We start from the raw sequence: 15,395 nt of genomic DNA, 5'->3' as shown, positions 1-15,395 counted from the left end.
CAATAGATCATGCGAATCGCTTTTTTATACCTGTTTCTTTTTATTGCTAAACCTATTTTTGGACAGATTGATCCGTCAAAAAGAGACTCCCTGAAGATGATTCAGATACCAAAAACAACGGTCGTTGGTCAAGGTTTGCATGTTCGACAGCAGGTGTTTATCCATCGAGGGCAATTGAATTTATTGGAATCAAAGACGCTAGGAGAAACCTTAGGTAGAATGCCCAGTGTGCAGAATGCTTCATTCGGACCGAATGCCGGCATGCCGATGATTCGTAGTTTGAGTGGAAATCGAGTTCGGGTTATGAGCGACGGTTTGTCACTCAATGATTTATCGGGTATTACGCCGAATATCAATGCACAGATAGATATGGAAAATCTTTCTGGTATTGAAGTGTATAAATCAGGAGCGAGCGTCTTGTATGGTGGGCGTGCGATTGGAGGTGCCGTAAATCTGCATGATAATACGATTCCGAAAGTGATGTACCAAAAGCCGATTCAAGCATCTGTTGTGGTGGAAGCGGGCACGAACTCAGGACATCGGGAATCGGTGACGATAGACGGAAATCTCGGTAAAAGATGGGCGCTACACATCGGCGGATCACAGCTGAAACACGGGGATTTGCGCATTCCGGGAAATACGAAAGCGGATATTGCCTATGATCCTAACATAGACCATCTGACGGCAGATATGGCTCAAGTGGAAGTCGACCGACTTGATGAAAGGAATTTAACGCTTTATCGCTATTTGAGTCGTTTCGTACAGGAAAATATCGACGATCCAAAGTGGGGATTGTCAGAATCGGAACTGTATACCAATGAGCAATATTCCAATATTGATGGAGAGCGAGTCCAAAACGATCCGAATCCACTCTACATTGCTGGTCAGCCGGAGGATACCCCGAGTTATTTCAGCACGGTACTCGGGATTCGGGATTACGCACCGGTTCGTAAAGGAATTATGCCGAATAGTCATGCTGAAAGTCGCTCCGCCTATGTTGGTGCAAGTTATATTCAAGATTATTTCCGAGTAGGAATAGGCTATAAAGCAATTGAAGGATACTATGGCGTTCCTGCTTTTGCGCGTTTATCCAAGCCAAAACATACGCACGATCCATCGGAAGTCGTTGCACCCACTTATATGCCGATTAACACCCGTACGCTATCTCACAGCGTTCATCTGGAAGGCGCTTATCAAGTAAAAAATAGTCTGGTAGTAGATGATATTAACCTTCGATATAGTTTTCAAAAGGGGGACGATCGGGAATTGGTTGGAATTTATCGGGTAAATAAGTTTGATAGTAAGCGTCACGGCGTTCGAGGTGAAGTGAATCAAAAGAAATGGCGATTCTGGAGCGGTACTACAGGCGTAGATTTTTCCAATATGAAAATTCAAAGTGATGGTCAGCAGCGCTACTTGCCAGATGTGTCAGGTCGGGAGTTAGGCATATTCACATTACAAAAGTTCGAAATTAGAAATATTTACGCCAGCTTGGGGTATCGTAGAGATTGGGTGGCGCGGCGAGCGGTGCATGATGAGGGATACGTGGTAAGTCGCGGAATGGCAGGTGGAAAATTGTCGGATCGTGATTTTGGATTACATCAAGCAACGGTAGATATTCGCTGGGATATATCGTCCAATTTTTTCATTCGTAGTGCCGCCAGTCATGCCCAGCGAGCGCCAGACTTTAATGAATTATACGCCGGCAATGATCATTTTGCTATTTTGGTGGAAGAAAATGGTGATGATCGGTTGCCTAAAGAATCTGCTAATTCCTATGAACTGGGCGGAGGTATCAAGTTTGACAATTTTCAGCTTTCCGGAAGTCATTACTCATCCCGCTTTAAAAATTATTTGTATCTGGCGCATACGGGTATGTCGCGTTCGGGTGGATTTTTGGTGAAGGAATGGCGTGCTTCTGATACGGAAATCAGCGGATGGGAAGCGCAATTTGATTATCATCATTCCTTGCAAGAAGGATCTATGGTAGAATTCTCTTCGTTTTTTGATCTGGTGAAAAATAGAAATATCTCGGATGATGAAATGCGTCAATGGGCGGAAGGGGATTTTATGCCTAATTTACCAACCAGTCGATATGGAATTTCCACAGGTGTTCAAAATGGTCGTTGGATGGCTAATGCTTCACTGGATAGATATTTGAAACAGAAATTCTTAGGGAAAAACATAAACTTGGAACGGCCAATGCCAGCATATAGCTTGTTGCGTGCACGTATCGGTTATCGTTTTACGGTAGCAAAAAGAAATATACTCACATATATAGATGGTAACAATTTATTAAATGTAGAGGCACGACCGCAGAACTCACCATTAAAATATTTGGCGCCATTGTCAGGACGAAACATTTCCTTGGGCTTGCGGATGGAAATATAGAGTTCAAAACAATAATAGCACCATCAAATGAAAGGGATGCTATTTTGCTAAGTCGAAATTTGTGAGTATCAGTTTCCGAGTTCCTATGTATATTTTACTAATTGCCACAATAAGCATATTTAAAAATGTCTATTTTTGATATATCTGTTGATATAAGTAAAATTATCTAGAATTTTCGTCTTATTCCAACTGATAAAATAATTGAGCGGCCGCAATACGAGAACTTTGGTGGATTACAAAAGGGATCCCTAATCTATATATGAATATAATATGGTTATATATTTGCAGTGTAAACCATGAAAAATAGGTTTTATTTACCTTAATGGAGCAAAATGTCTCATTAAAAAGTATGGTAAGAAAGAAAAAAGACTGTGAGAACACCTGCTTTATGTGTACACATATCATTCCTGCATGGAAAGAGGTGGTCACTGCCAATAGAAAAGTTATTAAATTAAAAAAAGGCGAACAGTTTATTCAGGAGGGCGCACCTTCTAGTGGTATTTACTTTGTGCAAGAAGGCATGATTAAAGTTTATAAGCAGTGGGGGGATAAAGAAAGCATTGTCCGCTTCGCTAAAAAAGGAAGTATAGTAGGTCATCGAGGTTTATCCTCATCGCAAACACTATTCCCTATCTCAGCATCTGCACTAGAAAATAGTGAAGTATGTTTTGTTCCTCTAGATTTCTTTAGAACAGTGTTGAAAGGAAATCCAGCGTTCACCTACGAGATGCTGTTGTTTTATGCCGACGAATTACAAATTTCCGAACAAAAGACCAATAATCAGGTTCAGCTCTCTGTGAAAGGTAGATTAGCTTGGTGTATTCTCCAATTAGCACATGATATGGGGCTTGAAAAAGATGACTACATCGCCATCAGACTTTCCAAAACGGATATCGCGTCGTACATCGGAAGCACGTACGAAAGCATCTACCGCATGATGTTGGAACTGGAGAACGAAAAAATCATCGAGACTGCCAACAAGCGAATCCGGATATTGGATCGTACAAAACTCACCGAATACAGCTTGATCTAATCCCTTAGCAATATCGCATTATCCGGTAGTACGCGATCAAGCAATTCGACTCTTTGTGACGGGTAATCTAAAATTTGTATCCAATACCTGCGCCCAATTTCCACTGTCCATTAGTGGTCGCGGACTTTGGCGTATAGAAAGCTGGTATCTGAATAGCGATCTTCTTCAGTACGATCACGGTAGCGCCAAAGCCTAGTGTTGGCGTGAAAATTGAATTCTTGACGGCTGCTCTATCTTCTTTAATCTTGATAGAAGGGAGTAATCCCAGCAGAATACTGTATGTTGGTTTACTCCATTTGACCGCAGGTCCAGTACAATTTATATAGGCGCCATCATCCACATATCCCGCTACAATTATTCCCTCAAAAAGCTTAGTACTTACTGTTTTTTCTTGTCCTTTGGCAGATACGACACATAAACAGAGAAAGGTGATCAGAATGTTTAGAAAAGACATATCCGGAGATTTATTTGGTAGATAATCGATGTGCCTTGGTAGTATGCGTGTAGTAAATCGCCATACCGGTAAATAGCAAACCTCCGACAATATTGCCTGCCGTAACGATCAACTGATTGTACAACCACCAATTGCCAATACTCACTTTTGCACCAAACATCATCCCTGCCGGAATGACAAACATATTGACCACAGCATGCTCGTAACCCAAAGCAAAGAAGATAAAGATGGGAATACCGGCTGCCAAGATCTTGCCCAAGGTAGATTTGGATGTCATGGACATAATAACTCCCATGCAAACCATCCAATTGCATAATATCGCTTTGACAAATGCGGAGAACAAACCAGGAGCGCCGTGGCTGGCGTATCCTACGGTTTTCTTTTCGCTGATGGATACCAATGCTTGCTCGATAACGCCAATCTCGCGTAATTGTCCGGATTCTGTGCTTGCCGCCCAAAATAGCACGGCAAACAGTAGGCTGCCTAACAGATTACCCACAAATACCCAAAACAAGTTCTTCAGCATGTTTAACCCAGATATTTTCTTCTCCATCCACGCTATTGGCACTAAGGCAAAGCTGCCTGTGACCAGTTCTAAACCCAGAATTACGATAATGACAAATCCTACAGGAAATACAAAAGCACCCATAAGACTCAGCGAGGTTTGGGTAGTCGCCATCAAAGCAAGCGTGACCGAAATGGCGAGCAAAGCACCAGAAAGGGCTCCACGTATTAATAAATCTCCGACTGTTAATCTAGACTTGTTGATGGCCGTCGTCATCATGTTGTCGGCAACTTCTTGTGGCGTAATGTAATCCATAATGGTATATTTTAGTGGAAAAAATTGGGTTAATTTTCTAACGAAATGTAGACCAGTCCAGCTTCTACTTTGACTGGATAGGTGGTAATAGCACATTCATCGCCCGAAAGACATTCCCCGGTGTCTAAGGCAAATGTTTTCTTGTGAAATGGACAAGCGACCTTTGGTGTTTCGCCAAGCGATCCGGTCATTCCGCGACTCAAAATCATCTGCTTTTTATGTGGGCATTCGTTTTGAGTGGCATACCATTCATTACGCCGTTTGAAGTAAAATAGGGCAATTTGCTTACCTCTAATTTGCACGCAAACTCCGCCGTTTTCTACCGCATCATCGATATGACATGCTAATTCCCATGCTGTTGTCGTCATTGTTTCCATATGTCTATAAATGTTTAAATGGTTATGGTGTAATTATGGTATTCCAATCTGCCGCTTTCTTCTGTCCGCGCATTTCGTCAAATTTGACGGTTTCGTCCTTTTGATCGGGCGCATTGACAAAGTGTACAAAACGCTTGCGAATGTTTGGATCATTAACAGCTACCTTCCATTCACATTGATACGCATTGACCAATGCTTGCATTTCGCGCTCCCAAATCTCGGCCATACCTAAGCTGTCATTCACGACTACATTCCGCAGGTAGTCGATGCCGCCATCCATCTTATTTAACCAAGTTGCTGTACGTGTCAGCGGGTCGGCTGTGCGGATGTAAAACATCAAAAACCGATCTAAGTACTGAATACAGGTATCACTATCGATATCGCTGGCTAATAGCAGCGCGTGCTGTGGTTTGCTACCGCCATTGCCACACACGTAGAGATTCCAGCCTTTTTCGGTCGCGATAATGCCAAAATCTTTACTCTGTGCTTCTGCGCATTCGCGAATACACCCGCTGACGGCAGACTTGAATTTGTGTGGTGCACGAACGCCGCGATAGCGTTCTTCTATTTTGATCGCAAAAGAAACACTATCATGCAATCCAAAACGACACCAGATACTGCCTACACAGCTCTTGACTGTGCGAAGTGCCTTTCCATAGGCGTGCCCGCTTTCAAATCCGGCGGCGATCAGTTCTTCCCAGATAAAAGGAAGATCATTAACATGCGCACCAAACATGTCGATACGTTGGCCGCCCGTTATCTTGGTATATAGGTTGTATTTTTTTGCAACCTCTCCAATAACTACAAGCTTTTCCGGGCGTATTTCGCCGCCTGGTATGCGAGGGACTACAGAGTACGTACCTCCACGTTGGATATTTGCCAAAAAACGGTCGTTACTATCTTGTGCGACATCATTACCTTTGCCCAAGATCATTTCATTCCAAATGCTGGCGAGCAAAGAAGAAACTAAGGGCTTGCAGACTTCGCAACCATGTCCTTTTCCTAGATCGTCTAGCACTTCATCATAATGGTGTAGCTCATGGATCTTGATCAGGTCAAACAATTCTTGTCTGCTATAATCAAAATGTTCGCATATAGTATTGCGGATATATTTTCCTTGCTGCTTCATGGTGTGGGCCACAAGGTCTTTGACCATAGGGATGCAGCCACCGCAACCTGAGCCGGCTTTTGTACACTTCTTGACATCTTCTAAATTCTCGCAACCGGGTTGGGTTAGTGCGTCACAGATCTGCGCCTTCGTGATGCCTTCGCAGCTACAGATTAATGCGGTGTCGGGTAGCGCATCTAAGCCAGCTCCGGCAGGCTGGTTGCTGAGCTTTTCGTGAAAAAGCAACAATTCTGGATGCTCGGGGATCGGCATATTGTTATTTACCGTCTGCAAAAGCATATTGTAACTACTCGCTTCTCCTACCAAGATGCCGCCTAATAATCTTTTGCCATCTGCACTAATGTTCAATCTTTTGTATATGCCCTTGTTCTTATCTTCAATATGAATCGTTCGTGCCTCTGGTTCGCAGATAAAAGGATCTCCAAAACTAGCGACATCTACTCCCATCAACTTGAGTTTGGTACTCATATCAAAGCCGGAAAAAGTTTTATGTTCTCCTATAATAGTGGAGGCGGCAATTTCTGCCATTTCGTAACCGGGTGCCACAAGTCCGTAGATCATCTCCTGATGTAAGGCACACTCGCCAATCGCAAATATGTTGGAATCGGATGTTCTCATATTTTCATCGACCACGATGCCGCCACGGGCGCCTGTTGCTAGCCCGATCTCTTTGGCTAGTTCGTCACGAGGTTTGATGCCTGCCGAGACGATTAGGATATCGGCGGCTATCGATGTCTCGTCAGCAAAAGCTAAACCCGTGATCTTGTTGTCTCCAAGTATTTGTGTGGTAGATTTATGCAGTAGACAATGAAGGCCTAATGTGTGCAGCTTATTTTGGAGTGTGGCGCTTGCTGTATCGTCAATCTGTCTTGGCATCAGTCGCCCAGCGAATTCAACCACGGCAGTCTCTTGAATCTGAAGATCGACTAATGCTTTCGCGGCTTCCAATCCTAATAAGCCCCCGCCGATCACAGCGCCTTTGCGAGCACGAGGCGCATATTCTTTAATGCGATCTAGATCTTCAATAGTCCTATATAAAAACACGCCTTGTTTATCTATACCTGGTATTGGCGGAACAAATGCAGCAGAACCGGTAGCAAATACAATAAAATCATAAGAAATCTGCACACCTTGTTTTGATTGAACGAACTTTTGCTCTTTATCTATCGCTATTATCGGATCATTTAGGTGTAGGTCTATGTTATTTGAGTAATACCAGTTGGAATCTGACAAATAAAGATCATTAACTGCGGTATTTTTAAAATAATCTGTAAGATGTACACGATCATAAGCACGAATAGGTTCTTCACTAAAGATGATAAGGTTGAATTGGTTGCTTTTAGCTAATAATTTTTCACAAAACCTGTGGCCAACCATTCCGTTACCTATAATTACCACTGTTTTTTTTATAATATTCATACAATATGGTGTTTTTGTGATTTACTTTAGCTAAAGTAGGTGTAAATTTTTAATAAAATCAAATATTTTATGATTAAAATCATAAAAAACGTATTTTTGATATAAATAAATGAAAAAATAATGAGAGATTTGGTAAAAAAATTATTAATAGTAGGTTCTGGTCCGGGAAATCCTGATTTTTTGACCGTAAAAGCTTATGACACCTTAAAAAAATCTAGAATAGTATTGTTCGACAACCTTGTTAGTCAAGAAATACTCGATTTATGCCCTGAAGATTGCAAAAAAGTATATGTTGGCAAGCATCCTTATGGCGAATACGTTCCACAAGATGATATCAACACACTAATAAGTTATTACTCTAATAGATTTTCTACTGTTGTGCGATTAAAAGGAGGTGATCCGTATATTTTTGGTCGAGGTTTTGAAGAATGGCTGCATGCAACGACTTTAGGCATAGCCGTAGAGTATATTCCAGGAATCAGTAGTATGCAGGGCGCAGGCGTAAATGATATTCCTTTGACACATCGTGGTGTGAGTGAGGGCGTGTGGGCATTGACCGGAATGAAAAATAATGGAGAAATGGCAGCAGACCTCATGCTTGCAGCGCAAAGCAACTCAACAGTTATTATCTATATGGGCATGCGGAAACTAACGGAAATCGCGCGAACGTATGTGCTATATGGTAAAGCGGATACTCCTGCGGCTATTATACAGCATGCAACTCGCCCAAATCAAAAAATTGTGACCTGCTCGGTTAAAGATTTAAAAAAAACATGTCAACAATACGAAATGGCTCATCCTGCCATTATCGTTATTGGACACGTGGTCAATCTCAAAAATAATATCCACAGTAGTTTATTCCAAGATAAAAGAATAGTTGTCTGATCACCCAGAATCTTTGTACACCCGATCACATAGGTGGAGGCAATTAAAAGAAATATAGGTTTCATTTTAAATTGTAACCGGTTCAAATAGAAAAAGTTGCATTACTTGATAAGAAAATAATCTATTGAAAAAATTCCTATTCATGCAGCACAAGAGTGCTTCTAAATTGCTATACTCACAAATAAAAATGACCGCATATGCTTATTAGAAAACAGATCTTAAACAGTATAATATGCTAAGAGAGTTTTAAGTTTGCTTACTTTTGACAATTAATGATCAAATGCACGCATTAAACATTAGGTAGTTTAATTATATCCTATTCCATATTGCCTTCTTCAGGGCGGTCATTCGTAAAAATCCGAGTTATGCACTTGTTAATTTTTTATGGCTAGCACCCCAATCTTCGAGCTCTTTAATGACAGGTTTTAAAGCGTATCCAATGGATGTTAATTCATACTCAACACGTGGTGGAACTTCTGCATAAACAGTTCTACTGATTATTTTATTTTCTTCAAGTTTTCGTAGCTGCAATGTCAACATACGTTCAGTGATGTTTGGCAATTTCTTTTTCAGTTCTCCAAACCGGAGCTTACCGCTCAATAACCAAGAGCATATTACTAATGTCCACTGTCCGCCGATAATTGTAGACGCATACGCCTCTGGGCATTCATCACTTAGCGCAATCTTATTGGAGAAGTTAGTCGACGTCTGCTTGATTTCACTCATTACTTACATTATTTATAGTACCTAACAATTGGTAGGCAATGTACGGAATATATGTAATGCACTATAGATTTGTAGTAGATAAATTAATAAAACTACTATGAAGACATTAATTATTGTTACGCATCCTAGCATAGGCGAATCTGCAATGAATAAGAGATGGGTGGAGGAGATGCAAAAATTTCCAGAAAAATATACTGTTCACCAATTGTATGAAGCTTATCCGGACGAAAAGATAAATGTATTAGCCGAACAGCGCTTAGTTGAACAATACGATAAAATTGTATTTCAGTTTCCTTATTACTGGTTTAATAGTCCTTTTTTGTTAAAAAAATGGTTCGATCAAGTAATGACGCACGGCTGGGCATATGGTAGTAAAAGTGGATACCGCATTCAAAGAAAAAAAATAGCACTGGCCATATCCCTAGGGGTGGAACAGGAGGATTTGAGTGAAGCAGGCAAGTACAAATATCCACTCAAAGAACTGACCAGACCCTTCGAACTAAGTTTTGAATATGTCAAAGCAGACTATCAACCATTGTTCGCTTTTTATGGGATGGATTTTCATGTTTCTGAAAACCATATCGCGCAGGGTGTAAAATCATATATGAACTTTCTAGCAGAATTTTAAAAACGGTGTATTTAGACTAAAGTTACAAAATTGAATAGTAGACTACTTAAAAATTATAGTATGGAATCTCAGAGCAAAAGAATTTTAATAATTGGCGGATATGGAATGGTAGGCAGCAAGATAGCGCGCCTGATCAGAAGTGCAGATACCTGTATCGAATTGGTACTTGCCGGAAGGAATCCTCAAAGTGGAGAACTGCTGGCCGCTGAATTAGGTAACTCCGAAACGGCCTATGTTAATTTGGAAAAAGGATTCGAGCTAAACAAATTCTGTAAGATTGATCTTATCATCACCGCGATGCAAGACCGCCTCAATATTTCACGGGAGATGGCCATTTTGAATGGTATTGCCTGTATTACAGTCAGCGAATTAGCGGATCAAATTTCTCCTACAACATTTCTAAGCCTACACAAAACAATTGTTGCGCCGATTGTTTTTGCCGGGCATTGGCAAGCAGGGATATTAACTCTTGTTGTGAAGCAGCTAGCCGCCAAATTTGATCATATAACAAACATTGAAATGGCAGGGTTATATGACAAGAAGGATGCCGTAGGGCAATAGGTAGCAAATGATATCAATGGTTTTGCGGGTCCGGCACTCATTCGGCAGGATGGGAAGTGGCTAACTGTGCCAGCACATGAAAATACTAGAAAAATCTGTTTACACAATCAGTCATTCGCGGTAGGTTGTCCATTGAGTACGCTGGATGTTCCAAGTATCGCTGCATTTACCCAGGCGGGCAATATTAGATTTGATTTTGCTACTGGAGAGTCTCGAGGTAGCAGTAAAGGTTTAGAAGCATCACACGATCTATACATTGATATGGAAGGGGTGTTATTATCCGGGAAAAATAAAAAGATTCGAACCATCGTATCTGGTAAAAAAGGTAATGCCCACCTTACTGCTGTGGGTGTCTACCTAATAACAGAAAGGGTATTAGGCCTTAATGGAAAGGACGCGGTAAAAGACGGAGGGCTGTATCTTCCTGAAACCATCATACTACCAGATGATCTAATTACCCGTTTAGAAGATTTTGATGTAGACTTTGTTGAAATAATTAATGAGATCTAAAGACAATTGTCACCCAAAATCAACATACCAAAACTAGACTTATATTTTATCAAAATAGTATAGAGCTTTCTAAAAAAACGAATCCATAACAAAGGTACCGCATCAACCTATTGCTAAAAAATAGTGAGTTAAAGAAAGCTTTTACTATTTTTGATCACCATTATATTACTGAAAAATATATCAATATCTAAATAGGTTATCTTTCTCAGGTTATAAGAACTATAATCAAAACTACTTGCTTAAGTAAGTCTAATAAATTTACCACTATATGATGCTTAGAGGGTCTGAAAACATACGTTGGATGATAATTGGTGTGCTTTTGTGCATTTGTAGCCTTTATTCTGCCAATGCACAATATCAGCAGTACCGATTTTCTCGGCTAGATGTTACTAAGGGATTGCCACACAATGATATCAATTGTTTTTTCAGAGATCAGAAGGGATTCCTTTGGGTAGGTACACTATCGGGCTTGGCACGATTCGACGGTAGTAATTTCAAGAATTTCCGTCACAGCTCTACCACGTCAAACTCTCTTGATGATAACGATGTCAGAAGTATCAAACAAGGGCCTGACGAGAAATTATGGATTGAAACCAGATCAGGGGTCAATATTTACGATCCTAATACTGATTTTTTTTCACAAGATCTTCCATCCGAATTAAGTAAATACAATATTGATGAGACAAATGTTCAATTACTTTTAAAAAGTCAATCAGGCACATTTATCTTTTCTTCTGGAAATATTCTGTTTTTGTATGATCCTCAAACCAAAAAGACAAGTCGATTTATCATTCGGTCGAATAGTCAGAATGCGATTTTGCAAAATCGAATTGTAGATGCTGCTGAAGACAAAGACGGAAATTTTTGGCTTATTCGCTTTGATGGTACCGTAGAGCTATTTAATAGAAGTAGTGGATCGATCTCCGAAAAAATATCCTTTTCGGAAAAGTTTTCAAATTTCAGAAACGACTCTTATCGAATTTTTGTTGACAGGCAGGGGTTATTGTGGGTTTACAATATGGCGGTTGCAGTAGGAATTTACTGCTATAACCCTGCAAATAAGCAACTGATTAGATTTAGCAAAGCAAGTGGCACACATCGGCTAAGTTCAGATATGATTAGTGGGATTGTTCAGGACGATAAGCATGATATCTGGATCGCGACTGATCATGGAGGTATTAATATTGTGAGTAAGCCTGACATGAAAATAGTGCATCTGTCTAATAAACCAACAGATGATAGAACATTAAGTCAAAATAGTATATCCAGTATCTACTGCGATCGATTTGGTGTAGTTTGGATAGGGACATTCAGAAAGGGAATAAATTTATATCACCCTAGCGTATTTAAATTTGGTTTAATCCAACTTCCTGCTAAGTTCGGTGCGCCTAGCTCTAATGATATCAACGCCTTAGAAGAAGATGATTTAGGCAACATATGGATAGGTACTAACGGTAATGGCTTACATTATTATAATAGAAAAACTAATCAGTCCATTCATTATAAGCACTACGTTTCTAATAAAAGAAGTCTTTCACATGATGCGGTGGTATCAGTCTATATTGACCGCTCAAAAAAAGTATGGGTAGGAACTTACCTAGGAGGTTTGGGTTACATCGAAAACGGGCTATTCACAAATTACGTACATGACCTGAATAACAGCCAGAGTCTAAGTGATAATCGAATAGCAGCCATATTAGAGGATTCAAAAGGAAGATTTTGGGTAGGCACTAGTGGGGGTGGGATAAACCATATGGATAGATCCAATGGCACTTTTAAAAGATATACTTTAGAAAATGGCAAAATCACCTCCAATTACGTATTTAAAATTTTAGAAGATAGAAATCGTACTATTTGGATTGGAACCTCGTATGGAATACATTCGTTTACAGAAAAGGATGATAGTTTTCATGCAATAGTAAGAGATCCCAATAATAAAAATAGTCTGGTTAACGACAATGTTAACAGCTTTATCGAGGATAGCAAAGGTTATTTTTGGATATGTACTCGCGATGGGCTTAGTGTGTATAACCCTCAGACGAAAGTATTTCAAAACTACACGATGTTGGACGGGTTGCCAGACAGCAATTTGACTGATATTCGAGAAGACAGTCAGGGTGATTTCTGGATAAGTACGTCCAATGGTATGTCTCGAGTAAGCGTTAAATATGGTGAAAAACTAGCCTTGCAGTTTGAAAATTTTGATAGATATGATGGTCTTCAAGGAAAAGAGTTCAATCGGAGCGCATCGACGAAACTAAGCACAGGCGAACTAGCCTTCGCCGGACCAGACGGTATTAACATTTTCTATCCATCTTCCATCCAAAAGAATATTAAAAGTCCTACCGTATTCATCACCAATTTTCAGGTCTTTGGCATGGATCCTTCTACGATTTTAAAAAAAATATTCCAAAATGATTCCAGCCGATCTATTATTGAAGCCAAAAATATTACGTTAGCGCACGATCAAAATGTCTTTACGATTGAATTTGCTACTTTAAATTTTACTGGACCTGACCGCGTTAAATATATTTACATGCTGGAAGGGTTTGACAAGAACTGGATTGAGTCCAGCATCGAAACGCGTAAGGTATCCTACACCAATATACCTCCAGGGGATTACAAATTTAAAATTAGGGCAGTGTTGAGTGGGGTAGAACAAGATGTAAATACCGCTACACTTGATATTATAATTACAAGTCCTTGGTATGCGACAACGTTTGCCTATATATGCTACGCCATACTTTTGTTGGTCTTTTTATATCTTCTGAGAAGACGTGGTATTAGGCGTTTGAAAGAGAAATTTGCGCTTGAGCAGCAACGGATGGAATCAGAGAGTCTTTTAGAAAATGAACGTTTAGCTGCATTAAGGAATAGGGAGCTAGACGCCTTAAAAATTAAATTTTTGACCAATGTTAGTCACGAATTTAGAACGCCTCTTTCTCTTATTTTGGCTCCTGTGGAGAAGATGCTGAAAAGTGATTATGATACGAAGGTAAAAGACTCTGTTTCGCATATACAAAAAAATGCAAAGCGGCTTTTAAATTTAGTGAACCAGTTGTTAGACTTCAGAGAGATGGAGACTAGAGAGCTGAAGCTAAATAAAAGAGTAGGGGAGATTATTTCCTTTGTTAAGGACGCTACCTACTCTTTTAAAGATCTTGCAGAAAAGAAAAGTATCCAGTTGAGCTTTGCTTCCAATTATGATTCACTTCATTGTAGTTTTGACCATGAAAAAATAGAGCGAATTCTTTTTAACCTACTTTCAAACAGTTTCAAGTTTACACCAGTGGGCGGTAAGATTAACGTAAGTCTCAATTATTTGACAGATAACCTTCTTGTACCCATGTTAGAAATTAAGGTGATGGATACGGGAATTGGCGTACCAAAAAATAAGCACACCAAAATATTTGAAAGTTTTTTTCAGCATGAAAGTGATGAATCAATCATTAATCAGGGGAGTGGTATCGGATTATCGATTGTAAAAGAATTTGTAAAAATCTACGAAGGAACCCTTCATTTAGATAGTGATGAGGGGCTTGGTAGTTGCTTCACGGTGATGATTCCATGTGCGGAATTACATGGGCAGAATTTAGAAATGACTAACCTAAATGATGAAATCATAATACCTGAGAAGACCCAAGAATTATTGGAAGATCAGCATCCACCGCAACTAGCACTATCAATGAAAAAAATGGTCGTCCTGATTGTAGAGGATGACGATGATCTCCGTTTTTATTTGAAAGACAATTTGCAACAAGACTTCGATATTATCGAGGCTAAAAATGGTAAGGAGGGTTGGCAAAAGACATTGTTTTATCATCCAGATATGGTTGTGACCGACATATCTATGCCAGAAATGGATGGCATAGCATTATGTAATAAAATTAAAACAGATGCTAGAACGCAACAAATACCCATAGTACTGCTCACGGCATTCTCTGGTGAGAATCATGAATTGCAAGGCCTTAACACAGGAGCTAATGATTATATGACAAAGCCATTTAGTTTTGATGTATTAAGGTCAAAAGTTAAAAATATATTGAATCAACAAGAATCTGCACGGAAACGTTACTCCAAACAAGTAGAGGTGAAACCGCCAGACGTTATTTTAGAAGGACCTGACGAACAATTTCTTCAAGAAGTTCTTCTGGAGATTGAGAAGAATATTGATAATAGTAATTTCTCCGTGGATATGCTCAGTAAACTCGTATTAGTAAGTAGGGGAACGCTGTACACTCGTATCTTGGCGCTGTCAGGTCAGACTCCTCTCGAATTTATAAAATCGTACCGATTAAGCAGGGCTGCACAACTCTTGGAACAAGGGAAGTTTACAATCTCTGCTATCTCTCACAAAACAGGCTTTAAGACTACGAAGAATTTCGTTAAATCTTTCAAAGAAAAATTCCATATGACCCCTTCTGAATATGCTGATAAGATGAAAAGCCTCTAAAAGGATTAT

12 protein-coding genes are annotated in these 15,395 nt (G+C 39.9%); 7 read left to right on the top strand and 5 right to left on the bottom strand.

What is annotated here, in order from left to right; genetic code table 11:
- The first annotated feature begins 96 nt into the window (after window positions 1-96).
- Together GKO22_RS05500 and GKO22_RS05495 are read left to right on the top strand one after the other, a co-directional pair.
- Window positions 97-2,391 carry a TonB-dependent receptor gene (locus GKO22_RS05500; protein WP_240920152.1) on the top strand — a complete coding sequence of 765 codons (2,295 nt, stop codon included), beginning with the start codon at window positions 97-99 and terminating at the stop codon, window positions 2,389-2,391.
- Between the two features lie 388 nt (window positions 2,392-2,779).
- Window positions 2,780-3,424, top strand: a complete 645-nt coding sequence (locus GKO22_RS05495; RefSeq protein WP_166333092.1) for a Crp/Fnr family transcriptional regulator — start codon at window positions 2,780-2,782, stop codon at window positions 3,422-3,424.
- Window positions 3,425-3,491: 67 nt separating this feature from the next.
- Here GKO22_RS05495 and GKO22_RS05490 read toward each other — a convergent pair whose 3' ends face one another.
- From GKO22_RS05490 to nirB, 4 genes are read right to left on the bottom strand one after another with little or no spacing between them, the layout of a single operon-like run.
- Window positions 3,492-3,878: a hypothetical protein gene (locus GKO22_RS05490; RefSeq protein ID WP_166333091.1), complete on the bottom strand. Its 387-nt coding sequence runs from the start codon at window positions 3,876-3,878 to the stop codon at window positions 3,492-3,494.
- 10 nt (window positions 3,879-3,888) lie between these two features.
- Window positions 3,889-4,698, bottom strand: coding sequence for a formate/nitrite transporter family protein (locus GKO22_RS05485; RefSeq protein ID WP_166333090.1), 810 nt, complete (start codon window positions 4,696-4,698; stop codon window positions 3,889-3,891).
- A 29-nt stretch (window positions 4,699-4,727) separates the two neighbouring features.
- Complete coding sequence (gene nirD / locus GKO22_RS05480) at window positions 4,728-5,075, bottom strand: nitrite reductase small subunit NirD (protein ID WP_166333089.1); 348 nt, start codon at window positions 5,073-5,075, stop codon at window positions 4,728-4,730.
- A 22-nt stretch (window positions 5,076-5,097) separates the two neighbouring features.
- The gene (gene nirB, locus GKO22_RS05475) at window positions 5,098-7,623 is read right to left on the bottom strand and encodes a nitrite reductase large subunit NirB (RefSeq protein WP_166333088.1); all 2,526 of its coding nucleotides are present in this window, start codon (window positions 7,621-7,623) and stop codon (window positions 5,098-5,100) included.
- Between the two features lie 120 nt (window positions 7,624-7,743).
- Between nirB and cobA the strand changes: the two genes are divergently transcribed.
- Window positions 7,744-8,508, top strand: coding sequence for a uroporphyrinogen-III C-methyltransferase (gene cobA / locus GKO22_RS05470; RefSeq protein WP_166333087.1), 765 nt, complete (start codon window positions 7,744-7,746; stop codon window positions 8,506-8,508).
- 363 nt (window positions 8,509-8,871) lie between these two features.
- Here the strand turns inward: cobA and GKO22_RS05465 are convergent, their stop codons facing one another.
- Complete coding sequence (locus GKO22_RS05465) at window positions 8,872-9,234, bottom strand: winged helix-turn-helix transcriptional regulator (RefSeq protein WP_166333086.1); 363 nt, start codon at window positions 9,232-9,234, stop codon at window positions 8,872-8,874.
- Between the two features lie 97 nt (window positions 9,235-9,331).
- On the opposite strand from GKO22_RS05465, the gene GKO22_RS05460 reads away from it, so the two are divergent.
- The 4 genes from GKO22_RS05460 to GKO22_RS05445 all read left to right on the top strand — a co-directional run bounded on the left by GKO22_RS05460 (window position 9,332) and on the right by GKO22_RS05445 (window position 15,386).
- The gene (locus tag GKO22_RS05460; RefSeq protein WP_166333085.1) at window positions 9,332-9,862 is read left to right on the top strand and encodes an NAD(P)H-dependent oxidoreductase; all 531 of its coding nucleotides are present in this window, start codon (window positions 9,332-9,334) and stop codon (window positions 9,860-9,862) included.
- A 60-nt stretch (window positions 9,863-9,922) separates the two neighbouring features.
- A complete protein-coding gene (locus tag GKO22_RS05455; RefSeq protein ID WP_166333084.1) occupies window positions 9,923-10,423 on the top strand; it encodes a hypothetical protein in 501 nt (166 codons plus the stop codon).
- Between the two features lie 66 nt (window positions 10,424-10,489).
- Window positions 10,490-10,933, top strand: a complete 444-nt coding sequence (locus GKO22_RS05450; protein WP_166333083.1) for a hypothetical protein — start codon at window positions 10,490-10,492, stop codon at window positions 10,931-10,933.
- A 268-nt stretch (window positions 10,934-11,201) separates the two neighbouring features.
- Window positions 11,202-15,386 (top strand): hybrid sensor histidine kinase/response regulator transcription factor, encoded by a 4,185-nt coding sequence (locus GKO22_RS05445; RefSeq protein ID WP_166333082.1) that lies wholly within the window; start codon window positions 11,202-11,204, stop codon window positions 15,384-15,386.
- Window positions 15,387-15,395: the final 9 nt, after the last annotated feature.

It is taken from the genome of Sphingobacterium chungjuense (assembly GCF_011316935.1).
Taxonomy (GTDB): Bacteria; Bacteroidota; Bacteroidia; order Sphingobacteriales; family Sphingobacteriaceae; genus Sphingobacterium; species Sphingobacterium chungjuense.
Note: the sequence above shows the minus strand (reverse complement) of the source record. Positions and strands in the feature narration are given on the sequence as shown.

Bases quoted from the DNA above. Each gene is read 5' to 3' on its own strand.
- cobA (WP_166333087.1), top strand. From the start codon at position 7,744: ATGAGAGATTTGGTAAAAAAATTATTAATAGTAGGTTCTGGTCCGGGA.
- GKO22_RS05485 (WP_166333090.1), bottom strand. From the start codon at position 4,698: ATGGATTACATTACGCCACAAGAAGTTGCCGACAACATGATGACGACG.
- GKO22_RS05500 (WP_240920152.1), top strand. From the start codon at position 97: ATGATTCAGATACCAAAAACAACGGTCGTTGGTCAAGGTTTGCATGTT.
- GKO22_RS05460 (WP_166333085.1), top strand. From the start codon at position 9,332: ATGAAGACATTAATTATTGTTACGCATCCTAGCATAGGCGAATCTGCA.
- nirD (WP_166333089.1), bottom strand. From the start codon at position 5,075: ATGGAAACAATGACGACAACAGCATGGGAATTAGCATGTCATATCGAT.
- GKO22_RS05495 (WP_166333092.1), top strand. From the start codon at position 2,780: ATGTGTACACATATCATTCCTGCATGGAAAGAGGTGGTCACTGCCAAT.
- GKO22_RS05445 (WP_166333082.1), top strand. From the start codon at position 11,202: ATGATGCTTAGAGGGTCTGAAAACATACGTTGGATGATAATTGGTGTG.
- GKO22_RS05465 (WP_166333086.1), bottom strand. From the start codon at position 9,234: ATGAGTGAAATCAAGCAGACGTCGACTAACTTCTCCAATAAGATTGCG.
- nirB (WP_166333088.1), bottom strand. From the start codon at position 7,623: ATGAATATTATAAAAAAAACAGTGGTAATTATAGGTAACGGAATGGTT.
- GKO22_RS05490 (WP_166333091.1), bottom strand. From the start codon at position 3,878: ATGTCTTTTCTAAACATTCTGATCACCTTTCTCTGTTTATGTGTCGTA.
- GKO22_RS05455 (WP_166333084.1), top strand. From the start codon at position 9,923: ATGGAATCTCAGAGCAAAAGAATTTTAATAATTGGCGGATATGGAATG.